The following is a 15024-nucleotide window of genomic DNA, read 5'->3' on the forward strand; positions in this document are numbered from 1 at the left end:
GCCCGCCTCGCGCGCCCCCGCACGCCCCGTACACCCGCACGGAGCCGGTACCCCTGGACCCGGACACCCGCCGGCGCGCATCCGCGCCGAACGGAGTCGCGCGCCGCACCTTCATCCCCCGGGGCACGGAACGGAACCGCGCGCCGTAGCCGCTCCCCCGGCTGCCCGGTCCCTCTGCCCCGGCCCCCCGGCTCCGTTACGCCGCCGCGTCGAAGCCGGTGTCGCGGGCGAGCTTCTTCAGCTCGAGGAGGGCGTGCTTCTCGATCTGGCGGATGCGCTCGCGGGTCAGACCGTGCTCCTTGCCGACCTCGGTCAGGGTGCGCTCGCGGCCGTCGTCGATGCCGTAGCGCATCTTGATGATGGAGGCCGTGCGCTGGTCCAGGCGGCCGATCAGGTCGTCCAGTTCCTCGCTGCGCAGCAGCGTCAGCACGGACTGCTCGGGGGAGACCGCCGAGGTGTCCTCCAGCAGGTCGCCGAACTGGGTCTCGCCCTCGTCGTCCACCGACATGTTCAGCGAGACCGGGTCGCGGGCCCAGTCGAGGACGTCGACGACACGCTCCGGCGTCGAGTCCAGCTCCGTGGCGATCTCGGTGGGCTCCGGGTCGCGGCCGTTCTCGCGGTTGAACTCGCGCTGCACGCGCCGGATGCGGCCCAGCTCCTCCACAAGGTGGACGGGGAGCCGGATCGTGCGGGACTGGTCGGCGATGGAGCGGGTGATGGCCTGGCGGATCCACCAGGTGGCGTACGTCGAGAACTTGAAGCCCTTGCGGTAGTCGAACTTCTCCACGGCGCGCACCAGGCCGGCGTTGCCCTCCTGGATCAGGTCGAGCAGCGGCAGGCCACTGCGCGGATAGCGCCGGGCGACCGCGACGACCAGGCGGAGGTTGGAGCGGATGAAGACGTCCTTGGCCCGCTCCCCCGCGGCGACAAGCTCCTCCAGCTCCTCGCGGGTGGCGTCGGCCTTGCTCTCCTCGTACCCGTCGAGGACCTGCCGCGCGAACACACCCGCCTCGATGGTCTGGGACAGCTCGACCTCCTTGGCGGCGTCGAGCAGCGGCGTACGCGCGATCTCGTCGAGGTACATACCGACCAGGTCGCGGTCGGCGATCTCGCCGCCATGGGCGCGAACACTGCTTGCCGAGTCGGCCGTCTCGCCGGTGGCGGACTGACGACGGGCGACGGCACGGGTTGCCATGCGTGCTCCCTTGCGATGGTGGGCTGACGGGTGGTCCTGAACGCTCGGCACTTCGGGGACCGTCTCCGCGGACTCTCTCCGAGTGCCCTGCATCCGTGGGAAACAACGACTGGAATCCGGACAGAATTCCCAACCCGCCCCCCGAATTTTCTGATCATGCAGTACCCTGTCGGCCACTTCGGGAGGCAGGATGCCGTCGGCACACGCAGAGGTGCAGGTCAGGCCGGGAGTCGAGGGCGACCTCGAAGCCCTCACGGCGCTCTACAACCACTACGTACGCGAGACGGCCATCACATTCGACACGGCGGTCTTCACTGCGGAAGAGCGCCGCCCTTGGCTGCTCTCCCACCCGGAAGACGGCCCGTACCGCCTGATGGTTGCCAGGGACGCGCTCTCACAGCGGATTCTGGGGTACGCCACATCCAGCCCCTACCGGCCGAAGCCCGCGTACGGCACCTCCGTGGAGACCTCGGTGTACGTGGCCCCGGACGCCGGCCGACGCGGGATCGGCGCGCTGCTCTACGACGCCCTGTTCGAGGCGCTGGCCGGGGAGGACGTACACCGGGCCTACGCCGGGATCGCCCAGCCCAACGAGGCCTCGGAGCGGCTGCACGCCCGTTTCGGCTTCCGGTACGTCGGCACCTACCGCGAGGTGGGCCGCAAGTTCGGCCGCTACTGGGACGTGGCCTGGCACGAGAAGGAGCTGTGACGGCGGCGGCCGTTCGCGCGGTTCGGGCGATCCACCGGCACCCGGACCGCGGTCAGCCGAACTGCACCGACCGCTTCGCCATCCCCATCCAGAACCCGTCGATCACCGACCGCGGCGCGTCGAGTTCGCCGCCCGCCTCCGCCGCGCCCATGGTCACGAAGAGCGGGGCGAAGTGCTCGGTGCGCGGGTGGGCGTAGCGGCCGGCCGGGGCCTTGTCCAGGAAGTCGAGCAGCGCGTCCCAGTCGCGGGCCTCCAGGGCGCGCCGGCCCCAGTCGTCGAACTCGGCGGACCAGCCGGGGACTCCGCCGCCGGTGTGCCGGAGGGCGGCGAGGTTGTGGGTGAAGAACCCGGAGCCGACGATCAGCACCCCCTCGTCGCGCAGCGGGGCGAGCTTGCGGCCGATGTCCATCAGGCGGACCGGGTCGAGGGTGGGCATGGAGATCTGCAGCACGGGGATGTCGGCGGCCGGGAACATCTCGACGAGAGGGACGTAGGCGCCGTGGTCGAGGCCGCGGTCGGGGATGTCCTGGACGGGGGTGCCGGGGGCGCGCAGCAGCTTGCGGACGGATTCGGCCAGAGCGGGTGCGCCGGGGGCATCGTACCGGACCCGGTAGTAGCGCTCGGGGAAGCCCCAGAAGTCGTATACGAGCGGGACGGGTTCCACCGCGCCCAGGGCGAGCGGGGCTTCCTCCCAGTGGGCCGAGATCATGAGCACGGCCTTGGGACGGGGCAGGCCGGCGGACCAGGCGGCGAGCTGTCCGGGCCAGACGGGGTCGTCGGCGAGCGGCGGGGCGCCGTGACCGAGGTACAGGGCGGGCATGCGCTCCGGCGTGGCGCCCTGAGCGACGTCCTGGGCGGTGACGGACATGGTCGCGGCTCCCGATCATCCAGATGCTTTAACTCTCAAGCTCTCGCCACGAGGGTACGCCGGACTTGTTCAAGTTTCAAGGAGGCGCCTCGTAGAGTTGACGCATGACTACGGCACCGGACTCCGCCGCGGGCCACCGCTGGCTCACCGACGAGGAACAGCGCGTCTGGCGCGCCTACCTGCACGCCACCACCCTGCTGGAGGACCACCTCGACCGGCAGCTGCAGCGCGACGCGGGCATGCCGCACATCTACTACGGTCTCCTCGTCGGCCTGGCCGAGGCACCGCGCCGCCGGTTGCGGATGACCGAGCTGGCGATGAACGCGAAGATCACCCGCTCCCGGCTGTCCCACGCGATCGCCCGGCTGGAGAAGAACGGCTGGGTGCGCCGGGAGGACTGCCCCTCCGACAAGCGCGGCCAGTTCGCCGTGCTCACCGACGAGGGCGTGGAGGTGCTGCGACGGACCGCGCCCGGCCATGTGACCGCCGTGCGCCAGGCGCTGTTCGACCGGCTGAGCCCGGAACAGCAGAAGGCCCTCGGCGAGATCATGGAGATCGTCGCCGAGGGCCTCCAGCCCGAGGAAGCGGGTGCGGACCTGCCCTGGCTCCGCTAGGGCGCCGTACGGTCCACCGTCGAGGCCGCCGCCGTACGGTCCACCGTCGAGGCCGCCGCCGTACGGTCCACCGTCATGGTCGGCCGTGCAGACCACCGTCGAGGCGCGCGGGCCGCCCCGCGGGCGGTCGGTTGGGCGGTCGGTTGGGCGGTCAGTGCGCGACCACCGGCACCTTGAACTCGTCCTCGAGGCCCTCACCGGAGGCCACCGCCGTGCCGCTGCCCGGCTTGCCGGCGTTGACGAAGGTGAAGGCGATCAGCGAGGCGAGCGCGAGGATGCCGACGGCGAACCAGATCGCCGCGCTGTAGCCGTGCACCATGCCCTGGAGCTGGACCAGCTGCGGCTTGGCGGCCGCACCGGCGATGTGGTCCTTGACGTACGACGTGGTCGCCGAGGCGGCGATGGTGTTCAGCAGGGCGGTGCCGATCGCGCCGCCCACCTGCTGCGAGGTGTTGACCATCGCGGAGGCGACACCGGCGTCCCGGGGCTCGACGCCCTGGGTCGCCAGGGACATGGCGGGCATGAACGCCGTACCCATGCCGAGGCCGAGCAGCACCATCGCCGGCAGCAGCAGCGTGGCGTACGAGGAGCCGATCTCCAGCTGGGTCAGCAGCAGCATGCCGAGGCCGGCGACCAGGAAGCCGGGACCCATCAGGAAGCGGGCCGGCACGCGGGTCATCAGCCGGGTGCCGATCTGGGTGGAACCGGTGATCATGCCGGCCACCATCGGCAGGAAGGCGAATCCGGACTTGACCGGCGAGTAGCCCTTCACGATCTGCAGGTAGTAGGTCAGGAAGAGGAACAGGCCGAACATGCCGATGATCGCGAGGCCGAGGGAGAGGTAGATACCGCCGCGGTTGCGGTCGGTCACCACGCGCAGCGGCAGCAGCGGGGCCTTGACCCGGGACTCGACGACCACGAACGCGAGCAGCAGCACCACGGAGCCGACGAACATCGACACGGTGACGGCGTCGCTCCAGCCGTTGGACTCGGCGCGGGTGAAGCCGTAGACGAGCGCGACCAGGCCGAGGGTGGAGAGGATCACGCCGGGGATGTCGAGCGGCGAGCGGTTGCGGCCGCCCTGCGGCTCACGGATGACGAAGTATGCGCCGATCGCGGCGACGACGGCGAACGGGACGTTCACGAAGAAGGTCCAGCGCCAGTCCAGGTACTCGGTGAGGAAGCCGCCGAGGATCAGGCCGACGGCGCCGCCACCACCGGCGATCGCGCCGTAGATGCCGAACGCCTTGGCGCGCTCCTTGGCGTCGGTGAACATCACGGCCAGCAGCGACAGCGCGGCGGGGGCGAGCAGCGCGCCGAAGGCACCCTGCAGTGCGCGGGCGCCGAACATCATCCCGCCGGTGGTCGCGGCGCCGCCGAGCGCGGAGGCCGCCGCGAAGCCGGCGAGACCGAGGACGAAGGCGCGCTTGCGGCCCCACAGGTCGGCGATGCGGCCGCCGAAGAGCAGCAGACCGCCGAAGGCGAGGGCGTAGGCCGTGACGACCCATTGCTTGTTGCCGTCGGATATGCCGAGGTCCTGCTGGGCCGAGGGCAGGGCGATGTTCACGATGGTGGCGTCGAGGACGACCATGAGCTGGGCGAGCGCGATGAAGACGAGCGCCTTCCAGCGGTTGGCGTCACCGCTCGGTGCGACGGCGCCGGGAGCCTTGAGGGCTGTGTCGGACATGGATGTACCCACTTCGGGACTTCGTGACGGAAAAGGGCAGAAAAATAATGAGAAAACGGAGCTGAGGGGCAGGCGGCGACCGGCGGCGGCCCGACGCGGCGTCGGGGACCGGATGCCGGGCTCGACACTCCGTGCCGGGTGCACGGTGCCGGGTCGGTTGCGGTGTGGTCGGTGGACTCCGGTCGGGGGCCGAACTCATCGGTCCGGCGACCGATGGCGCTCGGGCCGTTGCCGGGCGGGGTGCGGCCGGGCGCGACCGGCGGGTCAGGACGTGCGCAGCTCCTTGATCGTGACGGCCGTACCCGGCAGGACGGAGCGGGCGGGGGCCCGCAGGCCGTCGAGGAACAGCTGGAGGTGGCGGTGGACGAAGCGGTCGCCTTGGAGGCAGTCCGTACCGGCCGGGGGCCGGCTCAGCTGGGCCACGACGATCAGCAGGTCACCGACGCCGACATCGGGCCGAAGCCGTCCGGCCGCCTTCGCCCGGCCCATGACCTCTTCCACGAGCTGCTCGACCCGCTCCCGGGAGGCTTCCAGGTCGGGGTGATGCTGGTCGAAGGTGTCGGAGATCATCGGGCACAGCGCGCTGATCCGCTCGTCGGCGGCGGCGTGCACGAAGTGCTCCAGGGCCGCGAAGGCGTCCCCGGTCTCGGCGAGGGCCACTTCGGCCGCCTCGGCCGTCCGGTCCATGACGGAACAGACGACCTCGCGGACGAGGGCCTCACGGTCGGGGAAGTTGCGGTACACCGTGGCGTTGCCCACGCCGGCCCGGCGGGCGATCTCGTCCAGCGGCACGTCCGGACCGTGCTCGACGAACATTTCGCGGGCGGCGGTGACGATCCGCTCCCGGTTGCGCACGGCGTCGGCACGGGGCCGGGGCACCTTGTGCTGCGCGGGGGAGGTCGCGGTCGGCACGGCGTACTCCTTGAGGCGTTGGGGGCGATCCGGGGAGGCACTCCCCGTTTCGCTCGGACACAGGGCTAAACGGGGAAACGGTCCCCGCTTATTTCCCGCCGCCGAAAAGAATCACTGTGACCTGAGCCACATTCAACATCCGCCGGACTTCACCCTCTTGCGGGCCGCGCTTCGCACGTTCGGTCTCCTCCAGCGCGCGCCCGTCACCCTGCCGACACAGGGTGATCGCAAGGGTGCAGCCGGAGACCGGGGGCTGCCGTGGAGCGAGAGGTCCATGCATGCAGCCGCACTCACCCCGCCGCCGCATACACGTGCACCGCATACGCGCGCGCCGCAGCCGCTCGCACCGCATACGCTCGCACCGCGCAGGCCCGCGCCGGATACCTCCGCGCCGGGTGGCCTCCTTCGCCGCGGTGACCGTGCTCACCCTCACGGTCAGCACCTCGGCCGGGACCGGACATCTGACGGCGCCCACCACCGCCGGGCCCATCGGCCTGGCCCGCTCCACCGCCCTCTCGCCCTGCATGATCCACGGCGGTCTCGAGGTACAGATGACCGAGGGTGTCCCCACCCCGCGCGGCTACTCCCGCTCCATAGGGACGGTCCGCGCCCTGACCCTGATGATCGATTTCTCCGACGCGCCCGGCAAGGGCAGCGCCATGGACCGCTTCCGCGAGTTCTTCCCGCAGACCCAGGAGTGGTTCCGCAACGCGTCCTACGGCCGGCTCGACTACCGGCCCGAAACCCCCATCGACACGTGGCTGCGGATGCCGAAGAGCTTCAAGGAGTACGGCATAGAGCGCGGCGCCCCCTTCGACCCCGGCTACCGGCAGCTGGTGCAGGACATCGTGGCCTCGGCCGACCCGAAGGTGGACTTCCGCTCGTACGACCTGCTGAACGTGCTGGTCACCCCGAACGCCGGTCCCTCCGCACTGGACACCGTGCTGTCCGTGACCTTCGCCGGGAACGGGGAGGCCCCGATCGCCGACGGCGTGCCCGTCGCCAACGCCTCCTTCGTCTACTCCCGCCAGGACGACGGCTCCGGCTCCTACACCCGCACCGGCTACCGGGTGCTCCCGCACGAGAACGGCCACACCTTCGGCCTGCCCGACCTGTACACGCAGGAGGGCGGCGGCGCGGTCGGGCACTGGGACATCATGAGCGAGGACTGGGGCGCCAACAACGATCTGCTGGGCTGGCACAAGTGGAAGCTGGGCTGGCTGGACGGCAACCAGGTCGCCTGCGCGGCGGCACGGGGCAGCGCCGACTACGTCCTCACGCCGCTGTACAAACGGGGCGGCGGCAAACTGATCCTCGTGCCCGTCGACGCCCGGACCGCCTACGCGCTGGAGCTGCGCAGCCAGGGCGGCAACGACGAGTCGGTGTGCCGGCCGGGCATCCTGATCTACAAGGTGGACGCCACGGTCGACACCGGACGCGGTCCGGTCACGGTCTACGACAGCCACCGCGGCAGCGGCGGCTGCACCCGCAGCCCCAACGTCCACGCAGAACTCTCCGACGCCCCGTTCGCCTCCGGCGAAACCTTCAAGGACCCGCGCCACGCCATCACGGTCAAGGTCCTCAAGACGGACGAGAACGAGAATTACCGGGTCCGGATCACTCGGGGGTAGCGGAGTGGATCGAACGGGGGGCGGGGGCGGCGGTAGGGAGCGGGACGGGGGGGCGGGGGCGGCGTAGGGAGCGGGCCGGGGGGAGGCGGTAGGGAGCGGACCACACGCGGGGCCGGCCGGGCGGGGGCACGAGGGCACGGACCACACGCGGGGCCGGCCGGGCGGGTGCCTGCCCGCGCTGCTCGGCGCGCGCGCCGACGCCCCGGCCCGAAGAACTGGACGCGTCGGTTTCGCTCGCGGTAGCCGACCTCGACGGCGTCCGCTTCACCCACCAGGCCACGCGTCACCGGGCGATGTCCGTGAGCTTCCACATCGGCGACCTGTTCCCGGCCGAACGCAGCGCGCCCGCAGCCTTGTTCACGACCGAGCGAACGGAAGCGGACCGGAAACGGTGGCGCACCGGGCGGCGCCAGGCCCCTCGGACGGCCACATTCCGCACCGTTTCCCCCACAATGCCCACGCTCGCCCCACCGGCCCCACAGCCAAATCCCACTCCCCCACCCAACATCATCCAGCTTCCCCTCCGGCATCCGGTAACCTGTGGACCGAGTACCGCGCCTTCGTAGCTCAGGGGATAGAGCACCGCTCTCCTAAAGCGGGTGTCGCAGGTTCGAATCCTGCCGGGGGCACATAGAGAAGGGCCAGCTCAGGAAGGGTTTCCTCCCGGGCTGGCCCTTCGGCGTTTCAGGGGTCGTGCCACAGGCGTGCCACTACGGGCCAGCAGGGTCCTCCCCGGAGGGGTAGGAGACCGCTCCGGCACCACCCCGGATCATGGCGCCGAGCCGATCCGCGATGGCCCGATCCCGGTCGCTGGTCATGTGCCGGTAGATCAGCGCGGCGCGTGAGCTGCTGTGGCCCATGCGGGTCATTAGCTCCCGGGTGCTCGACCCGGCCGTCGAGGCGAGCGTGTTGCCCGTGTGCCGAAGGTCGTGGAAGTGCAGCTCGGCGGTGATGCCAGCATCCTCCCGAGCCTTGCCCCAGTCGTCGCGGAAGTTGCTCCGCCGCAGCTGCCCGCCCTGGGGACCGACGAAGACGTGTCCGTCGCGGCCGGGAGCTGCGTCCGTCGCCGTTTGACGTCGACCGCCTGACCACCGGGGACGAGCCCGTCTCGGTGAAGAGGGCTGCAAGACTGCCAGGATGGCCGACATGACGACGAGCTACGGTGAGGTGGCACCCGGGTTCGAGCCGGTGCGGGCGGCGTTCATGGAGAACTTCACGCGGCACGGGGACGTCGGCGCGGCGGTGTGCGTGTACCGCAACGGCCGGCCGGTGGTGGACCTGTGGGGCGGCGTGGCCGACGCCGAAACCGGTCGTCCTTGGACGCGGGACACCCTGCAGCTGGTCTACTCGGCGACCAAAGGCGCGACGGCGACCATGGCGCACATGCTGGTCGAGCGCGGAGAGCTCGACCTGGACGCGCCCGTCTCGAAGTACTGGCCGGAGTTCGCCGCGAACGGCAAGGCGGACATCCCTGTGCGCTGGCTCCTGGCCCACCAGGCCGGCCTGGTCGCGCTGGATCAGCCGGTGCCGTTGAAGGAGGCGCTGGCCTGGCACCCGATGGCGGCGGCGCTGGCCGCTCAACGCCCCCTATGGACTCCGGGCACAGCGCACGGCTACCACGGGCGGACCTGGGGCTGGCTGGTCGGCGAGGTGATCCGCCGGGTGTCCGGCCGCTCACCGGGCCGCTTCTTCGCCGACGAGATCGCGGCCCCACTGAGCTTGGACTTCTTCATCGGCCTGCCCGCCGGCGAACGCGACCGAGTCAGCCGCATGGTGTACCAGCGGCCGGACGTCGACCTCACCACCCTGTCCACCGAGTCGGTCCCGGAGGAACTCCGCGAGCAGGTCGCCGCTTGGCGGGACCCGAACTCGTTTAGCAACAGGGCATACGCCGTCACCGACCCGCCCGGTGTCGACTTCGACTCACCGGAGGTACAGGCCGCGGAGCTCCCGGCCTCCAACGGCATCGGCACCGCACGCGCTCTTGCCCGCATGTACGCCGCTCTGATCGCCGAGGTGGACGGTGTGCGCCTGCTCTCCCCGGACGCCCTGGCGTCAGCGACCGAGGAGCAGGCCAGCGGGAAGGACCAAGTCATGCTGATCCCCAGCCGCTTCAGCGCCGGGTACATGCTGCCCACCGAGAGCAACCCGATGACGGGGCGAGGCGCCTTCGGCCACACCGGCCGAGGAGGGTCGCTCGCCTTCGCCGATCCGGAGCACGGTGTTGCCTTTGGGTACGCGATGAACAACATCATCGGGGGTACGGACGACGTCCGCGCGGCATCTCTGGCCGACGCGGTGCGAAGGTCGCTCGTGTAAGGGCAAGATCCGGGATGGCTCCGCCGGAGAGCATGAGCGCCCGGAGCACGGTCGCGGCGGTTACGCCGCCAACAGCAGCCTTGGCAGGCAGAGCGACCGGGGAGGAGAATGTCACGCTGGTAGCCCAGGCCCTGTGATCTTGCGGGGTGGACAGGAGAAGGAGCGGATGCGCAACCGCAGCAGGACTCGTAAGGTCCTCGCCACCGTCACCGCGACCGTACGTGAGTGGAGGGACGAGGAAGGGTGGGGTGTGCTCGACTCGCCCGAGACGCCCGGCGGTTGCTTCGGCCACTACTCCGACATCCAGGCGCCCGGCTTTCGCACGCTGTCGCCAGGGCAGCAGGTCGATCTCGTCTGGGAGGCACCCGGTTTCAAGCAGGACGGGTACGACTACCGCGCGGTGAGCATCGTCCCCAGGCCCGTCTGACATCCGCACCCGGCGCCGACGGCCGCGGACACTGCCGTACCGGAGCGGTCACGGCCGACCGGCGACGAGCCGTGCAACGCCGTTTCGGCGGCCTCAGCCGTGTGCGGTGCGCGAGTGCCGAGGCGGGTGCCGCAGGTTCCCATCATGCCGGGGGGCCCACCGTGAAGGGCCGGTTCACAGGCTTGACCCCGTCGGGCTTCTCCCTCGTCGTGAGCTCGGCCGCGCCCCGCACGTGCCTAGCGCGCCCGGCGAATCCACCTCGAATCCGCCTCGTCCCGCTGCGTGCGATGTGCACGGGTGAGGCCGGATCGTGGCGGCGCGGGGCTGTATTGCCGGGCCCGGTGGTGGCGCTTAGCGTGAAGTGGGGGCGCTGAGAGACGAGGTCACTCATGCCACGGTCCATGCGCGCGCTCGTTGCCGGAACGGTCGGCGAACCGGCCGATGTGCTGCGGCTGGAATCCCGGCCCGTTCCGACGCCGGAGGCGGGCCAGGCGTTGGTCCGTGTGAAGGCGACTCCGATTCACGCCAGTGATCTGCATGTTCTGCGTGGCCGCTACGGGTTCGCCCCCGAGTTCCCCACCGTCGGGGGGCACATGGAATGCGTGGGCCGTATCGAGGCCCTGGGGCCGGACACCGAGGGACTGAAGGTCGGCGAGCGTGTGGTGGTCGCCGCCGTACCGGCGGTACCCGGGCCGCATGTGGACGGTACCTGGCAGGAACACCTTGTCGCCGACGCACAGAGGCTTCTGCCGGTCCCGGACAGCCTGAGCGACTCCAGCGCCTGTCAACTCGCCGTCAATCCGCTGACCGCGCTGCTCCTGGTGACGCGCGAACTCGACGTACAGCCGGGTGAATGGTTGTTGCAGACGGCCGCGGGCTCCACCGTCGGCAGGCTCGTCATCCAGCTGGCCGGGCATCTGGGTATACGCACCATCAACGTCGTGCGGCGGCGCGCTGCCGTCGAGGAGATCAAGGCACTCGGTGGTGACGAGGTCATCTGCACCGAGGACGAGGACCTGTTGCGGCGTGTGGCCGAGATAGCGGGGCCGGCCGGCGTGCGCAAGGCCACCGACTGTGTCGCGGGCGACGTGGGTGCCCAGGTGTCCCAGGCACTGGCTCCGGGAGGAGAGGTCGTGGTCTACGGCGCGCTCTCCACCCATCGGCAGACCGCACCGGCGGCGCTGACGATCCCGCTGCAGGCGCGCTCGGTCATCTACGAGACGAAGGTGGTCCGCGGCTTCTGGCTGAACCGCTGGTTCGGCACTGCGTCACCCGCAGACGTGCTGCACGCGCTGTCCGAGGTCCGCGGTCTCGTCGCCGATGAAGTGCTGAGCATCCCCGAGGGCCGGCCGTTCCCGCTCGACCGCTTCGCCGAAGCCGTCGCGTTCGCCGAAGCACCCGCGCACGGCGCCAAACCGCTCCTCGTCTTCGAGGACGGCCGGGACGGAGACGGCGGGTAGTAGCTCACCTGCGGGTGCCGTCACCTGTAGCTCACCTGCGGGTGCCGTCACCCGTCACCCCTCGCCCGTCATCCCTCACCCCGCACCCGTCACCCGTCACCCGTCACCCGCCGTGTCCGGTTCCGGTTCCGGTTCCGGTCCCGGTCCCGGTCCCGGTCGCTCGAAGTACTGCAGGACTCCGCCGACCGTGAAACACAGTGCGCCGGTGAGGGTTCCCCAGTCGGCGACACCGACGCTGACCAGGCTTCCGGTCGCCGGGCGGGTGAAGGCGGCCAGGGCGGAGATCAGGAAGAGCCAGGAGCCGAACTGGTTGACGGCGACGATCCACCAGCCGAGAGTCCGCGTGTGCAGACAGGGCCAGGGCCATGGCCATCCGTGACAGACCTCGCCGAAGGCCAGGTGGCCGGAGATGAGGAAGAGGCCGCATCCGATCATGTCCGGGGCCCAGACCAGCCGGTCGGTCTGTCGGGCGGTGAGCCCCTGCAGGAAGGAGTCGAGGAGGTTGATGCCGAAGACGAGGGTGCCGGCGAAGAGGACGAAGGTGCTCAGCCAGTCGATCCGGTGGGGCTCGTAGCTCCACCAACTCCAGTCGGGAGTCAGCAGCACCCCGTGGTCGTCCCTGCGTGGCGTGTTGATCGCCTGCAGCAGGGACGCGTAACCACCGGCGGTGAAGAACAGGCCCCCGGTGAAGTAGACCGAGGCGCTCGTCATCGGGCTGCCGGGACCGAACTGCGAGAGCCCGGCGCCGAGGGCGAACAGGAGTCCTCCGAGACAGAACGAGCCAGCCGCGACGGCGTTCAGCCTGCGCAGGCGTACCAGTGACACATTGTCCGCGGTGCGCAGGCGGTCCTCGGCGGCCCCTTCGGCGCGTACGGTCAGGATTCCGCGCTTACGTGCGGGACGCGATTCCCAGGACGCCGTACCGCCCTCGGGAAGGGCCCACGTGAACCGGGTCGTGAACGGTCCCGCGCCCTCGCCGCGCTGTTCGGATCGGCCTGTCGGGTGAGCCCGGCCCCGCGGCCTTCCGCCCGGCGGTGGCATGCGGGGGCGGGCGGTCAGTGCTGTGGGTGCGGGTGTGCGTGGAACAGGGAGCGCCTCTGACTGCCGGCGGTGCCCCGGGTCAGACGGCCGGCCTCGACGCGCAGCTGGAAGGCGTGGACCACCTCGACCAGACCCAGGACGATCGCCATGATGCCCGCCACCAGAGTGAGCGTGGCGATCGAGCCGAAGGGCAGGACGATCAGCACGATGCCCGCGAGCAGGGTGACGATTCCCAGGAAGATCTGCCAGCCTCGCGCCGGTGCTTCCTTGGACGACACCGCGGACGCCGTCATCATGATGCCGCGCAGCAGCCAGCCGAAGCCGATCCACAGGGCGAGCAGCAGGATGGATTCCAGGGTGCCGCGGAAGCAGACGAGCCCGAGCAGCACGCAGAGGGCGCCCGTGATGAAGTGCAGGGCCCGCAAGTGCCCCGGTACGTGTGCGCCGAAGGCCGCGGCCACCTGGAAGACGCCGCTGATCAGCAGGAAGGCGCCGAAGAGTACGCCTACGACCCGAAGCGTCTCACCCGGCCACGCCAGGACGACGACACCCAGGGCTATCGACGCCAGGCCGATGGTGAACAGGGACTGCCAGCCGAAGTTCGCCATGGCGCCCAGGGCTTCACCGCCCGGGGAGGCGCTCTGGGACTTGGTCTCCTGCGGCGGGCTGTCACCCGGGAAGTCGGAGGGCAAGGTCATGCAGCCCACCTCTTTCGTGGAACGTCACGAAGGGATCAGGACATCTCCATCGTCACCCATTCGGCCCCGTCCCGCTCGAGGAAGGGAACGCCCGTCCCGGCCGGCCCGGCGGCGCGCGGGTCAGCGGCGGCCACCGTTCCCCCGGCAGCGGCTCCAGCTCAGAGCGGCGGTTTCGGCTCCTCGGGGTACGGCTCCGGTTCTTGCCCGTCGTCGGGGGGCCAGCAGGCGCACGGCGGTGCCACCGCCCGGTACGGCCGGAGGCCGGGTTCGGTTTCTTTACGGTTCCCTGACGGCCGGGCCGCATCCGTCGGGCCCCGGTCCGGTGTCCTCTCCGATGTCCGCAACGGGCGGAAGTCGTGTCGGAGATGGGAGGTGCCATGGAAGGCACCGTCGTCGCAGTGGTGGTCGTGGTCCTGCTCGCGCTGCTCGTGCTCAGGGGCGGGATGCGGGTCGTCAACCAGGTGGAGCGCGGGGTGGTGTTCCGGTGGGGCAAGGCTCTGCCGAGCCACCGGCAGCCGGGCGTCACCTTCCTCATCCCGTTCGCCGACCGGATGCGCAAGGTGAACGTGCAGATCGCCACCATGCCGGTGCCGACGCAGGAGGGCATCACCCGGGACAACGTGTCGGTGAAGGTCGACGCCGTCGTCTACTTCCGGGTCACCGACCCGGTGCGCGCGGCGATCGAGGTGCAGGACTACGTCTTCGCCGTCGGGCAGGTCGCCCAGTCCTCCTTGCGGTCCATCATCGGCAAGAGCGACCTGGACGACCTGCTGAGCGACCGGGAACGGCTGCACGAGGGGCTGGCGTTGATGATCGACAGTCCGGCCGCCGGCTGGGGCGTCCACATCGACCGGGTCGAGATCAAGGACGTCCAGCTCCCGGAGTCGCTGAAGCGGTCCATGTCCCGGCAGGCCGAGGCCGAGCGGGAACGGCGGGCCCGGGTCATCACCGCGGACGGCGAGTTCCAGGCCGCGCAGCAGCTCGCCAACGCCTCACGGATCATGTCCGACACCCCCGAGGCCATGCAGCTGCGTCTGCTCCAGACCGTCGTCGAGGTGGCCGCCGAGAAGAACTCCACGCTCGTGATGCCGTTCCCCGTCGAACTGCTGCGGTACTTCGACCGGGCCACCCAGAAGATCGACGCCCAGATCAGGACGCAGACCGGTCCGGCACAGACCGTTCCGGCAGACACCGTTCCGGCGCAGGCCGTTCCGGCGCAGGCCGGTCCGGCACAGACCGGCGAGAAGGGCGCCCAAGCGGAGCCCGTCGTGCCGGGGCCCGTCGTACCGGAGGGCGCGGGACCGGAGGCAGCGGGACCGGAGCCCGTCGTACCGGAGGCCGCGGGACCCGAGACCGCCGGACCGGAGGCCGTCGCGTCCGAGCCCGTCGCGTCCGAGGTCGGCGGGCCGGAATCCGTCGAGGCGGAGGGGCTGGGGCGCGGGGGTGCCGCCCGGCAGGGCTAG

The 15024-nt window shown here is 70.8% G+C and carries 14 protein-coding genes, 1 tRNA gene and 1 pseudogene; 9 read left to right on the top strand and 7 right to left on the bottom strand.

All coding sequences use genetic code 11. From position 1 onward, the window contains the following. Positions 1–196: 196 nt before the first annotated feature. A complete protein-coding gene (locus tag ACGFT2_RS10300) occupies positions 197–1195 on the bottom strand; it encodes an RNA polymerase sigma factor RpoD/SigA (RefSeq protein ID WP_393275514.1) in 999 nt (332 codons plus the stop codon). A 190-nt stretch (positions 1196–1385) separates the two neighbouring features. Between ACGFT2_RS10300 and ACGFT2_RS10305 the strand changes: the two genes are divergently transcribed. Next, positions 1386–1904 carry a GNAT family N-acetyltransferase gene (locus tag ACGFT2_RS10305; protein ID WP_393275517.1) on the top strand — a complete coding sequence of 173 codons (519 nt, stop codon included), beginning with the start codon at positions 1386–1388 and terminating at the stop codon, positions 1902–1904. Between the two features lie 52 nt (positions 1905–1956). Here the strand turns inward: ACGFT2_RS10305 and ACGFT2_RS10310 are convergent, their stop codons facing one another. Beyond that, entirely contained in the window at positions 1957–2772 is an 816-nt protein-coding gene (locus ACGFT2_RS10310; protein ID WP_393275520.1) for a dioxygenase, read from the bottom strand. Between the two features lie 104 nt (positions 2773–2876). Here ACGFT2_RS10310 and ACGFT2_RS10315 point away from each other — a divergent pair, with 104 nt between their 5' ends. Continuing rightward, a complete protein-coding gene (locus ACGFT2_RS10315) occupies positions 2877–3386 on the top strand; it encodes a MarR family winged helix-turn-helix transcriptional regulator (RefSeq protein WP_393275523.1) in 510 nt (169 codons plus the stop codon). Between the two features lie 151 nt (positions 3387–3537). Here the strand turns inward: ACGFT2_RS10315 and ACGFT2_RS10320 are convergent, their stop codons facing one another. Beyond that, the gene (locus ACGFT2_RS10320) at positions 3538–5073 is read right to left on the bottom strand and encodes an MFS transporter (protein ID WP_393275526.1); all 1536 of its coding nucleotides are present in this window, start codon (positions 5071–5073) and stop codon (positions 3538–3540) included. 264 nt (positions 5074–5337) lie between these two features. Continuing rightward, a complete protein-coding gene (locus ACGFT2_RS10325; RefSeq protein WP_393275529.1) occupies positions 5338–5985 on the bottom strand; it encodes a TetR/AcrR family transcriptional regulator in 648 nt (215 codons plus the stop codon). 395 nt (positions 5986–6380) lie between these two features. Between ACGFT2_RS10325 and ACGFT2_RS10330 the strand changes: the two genes are divergently transcribed. The 3 genes and pseudogenes from ACGFT2_RS10330 to ACGFT2_RS10340 all read left to right on the top strand — a co-directional run bounded on the left by ACGFT2_RS10330 (position 6381) and on the right by ACGFT2_RS10340 (position 8245). After that, a complete protein-coding gene (locus ACGFT2_RS10330) occupies positions 6381–7616 on the top strand; it encodes a M6 family metalloprotease domain-containing protein (RefSeq protein ID WP_393275532.1) in 1236 nt (411 codons plus the stop codon). A 169-nt stretch (positions 7617–7785) separates the two neighbouring features. Beyond that, a pseudogene (locus ACGFT2_RS10335) lies at positions 7786–8065 on the top strand (IclR family transcriptional regulator); the annotation flags it as partial. A gap of 107 nt (positions 8066–8172) precedes the next feature. Then, a tRNA-Arg gene (locus ACGFT2_RS10340) sits at positions 8173–8245 on the top strand. A gap of 81 nt (positions 8246–8326) precedes the next feature. Here the strand turns inward: ACGFT2_RS10340 and ACGFT2_RS10345 are convergent. Further along, on the bottom strand, positions 8327–8764 hold the full coding sequence (locus tag ACGFT2_RS10345) for a tyrosine-type recombinase/integrase (RefSeq protein WP_393275535.1): 438 nt from the start codon (positions 8762–8764) through the stop codon (positions 8327–8329). On the opposite strand from ACGFT2_RS10345, the gene ACGFT2_RS10350 reads away from it, so the two are divergent. The 3 genes from ACGFT2_RS10350 (at position 8763) to ACGFT2_RS10360 (ending at position 11822) form a co-directional block, all read left to right on the top strand. Then, positions 8763–9935: a serine hydrolase domain-containing protein gene (locus ACGFT2_RS10350; protein ID WP_393275538.1), complete on the top strand. Its 1173-nt coding sequence runs from the start codon at positions 8763–8765 to the stop codon at positions 9933–9935. The two genes, ACGFT2_RS10345 and ACGFT2_RS10350, sit on opposite strands and share 2 nt — an antisense overlap. Before the next feature lie 166 nt (positions 9936–10101). Beyond that, positions 10102–10362: a cold-shock protein gene (locus tag ACGFT2_RS10355; RefSeq protein ID WP_393275541.1), complete on the top strand. Its 261-nt coding sequence runs from the start codon at positions 10102–10104 to the stop codon at positions 10360–10362. Positions 10363–10763: 401 nt separating this feature from the next. Beyond that, complete coding sequence (locus ACGFT2_RS10360; protein WP_393275544.1) at positions 10764–11822, top strand: zinc-dependent alcohol dehydrogenase family protein; 1059 nt, start codon at positions 10764–10766, stop codon at positions 11820–11822. A gap of 96 nt (positions 11823–11918) precedes the next feature. Here the strand turns inward: ACGFT2_RS10360 and ACGFT2_RS10365 are convergent, their stop codons facing one another. Together ACGFT2_RS10365 and ACGFT2_RS10370 are read right to left on the bottom strand one after the other, a co-directional pair. After that, on the bottom strand, positions 11919–12863 hold the full coding sequence (locus ACGFT2_RS10365) for a hypothetical protein (protein ID WP_393275546.1): 945 nt from the start codon (positions 12861–12863) through the stop codon (positions 11919–11921). Positions 12864–12877: 14 nt separating this feature from the next. Beyond that, a complete protein-coding gene (locus tag ACGFT2_RS10370) occupies positions 12878–13561 on the bottom strand; it encodes an HdeD family acid-resistance protein (protein ID WP_393275549.1) in 684 nt (227 codons plus the stop codon). Positions 13562–13938: 377 nt separating this feature from the next. Here ACGFT2_RS10370 and ACGFT2_RS10375 point away from each other — a divergent pair, with 377 nt between their 5' ends. Continuing rightward, positions 13939–15024, top strand: coding sequence for an SPFH domain-containing protein (locus tag ACGFT2_RS10375; RefSeq protein ID WP_393275552.1), 1086 nt, complete (start codon positions 13939–13941; stop codon positions 15022–15024).

Source organism: Streptomyces sp. NPDC048514 (genome assembly GCF_043199955.1).
GTDB lineage: Bacteria > Actinomycetota > Actinomycetes > Streptomycetales > Streptomycetaceae > Streptomyces.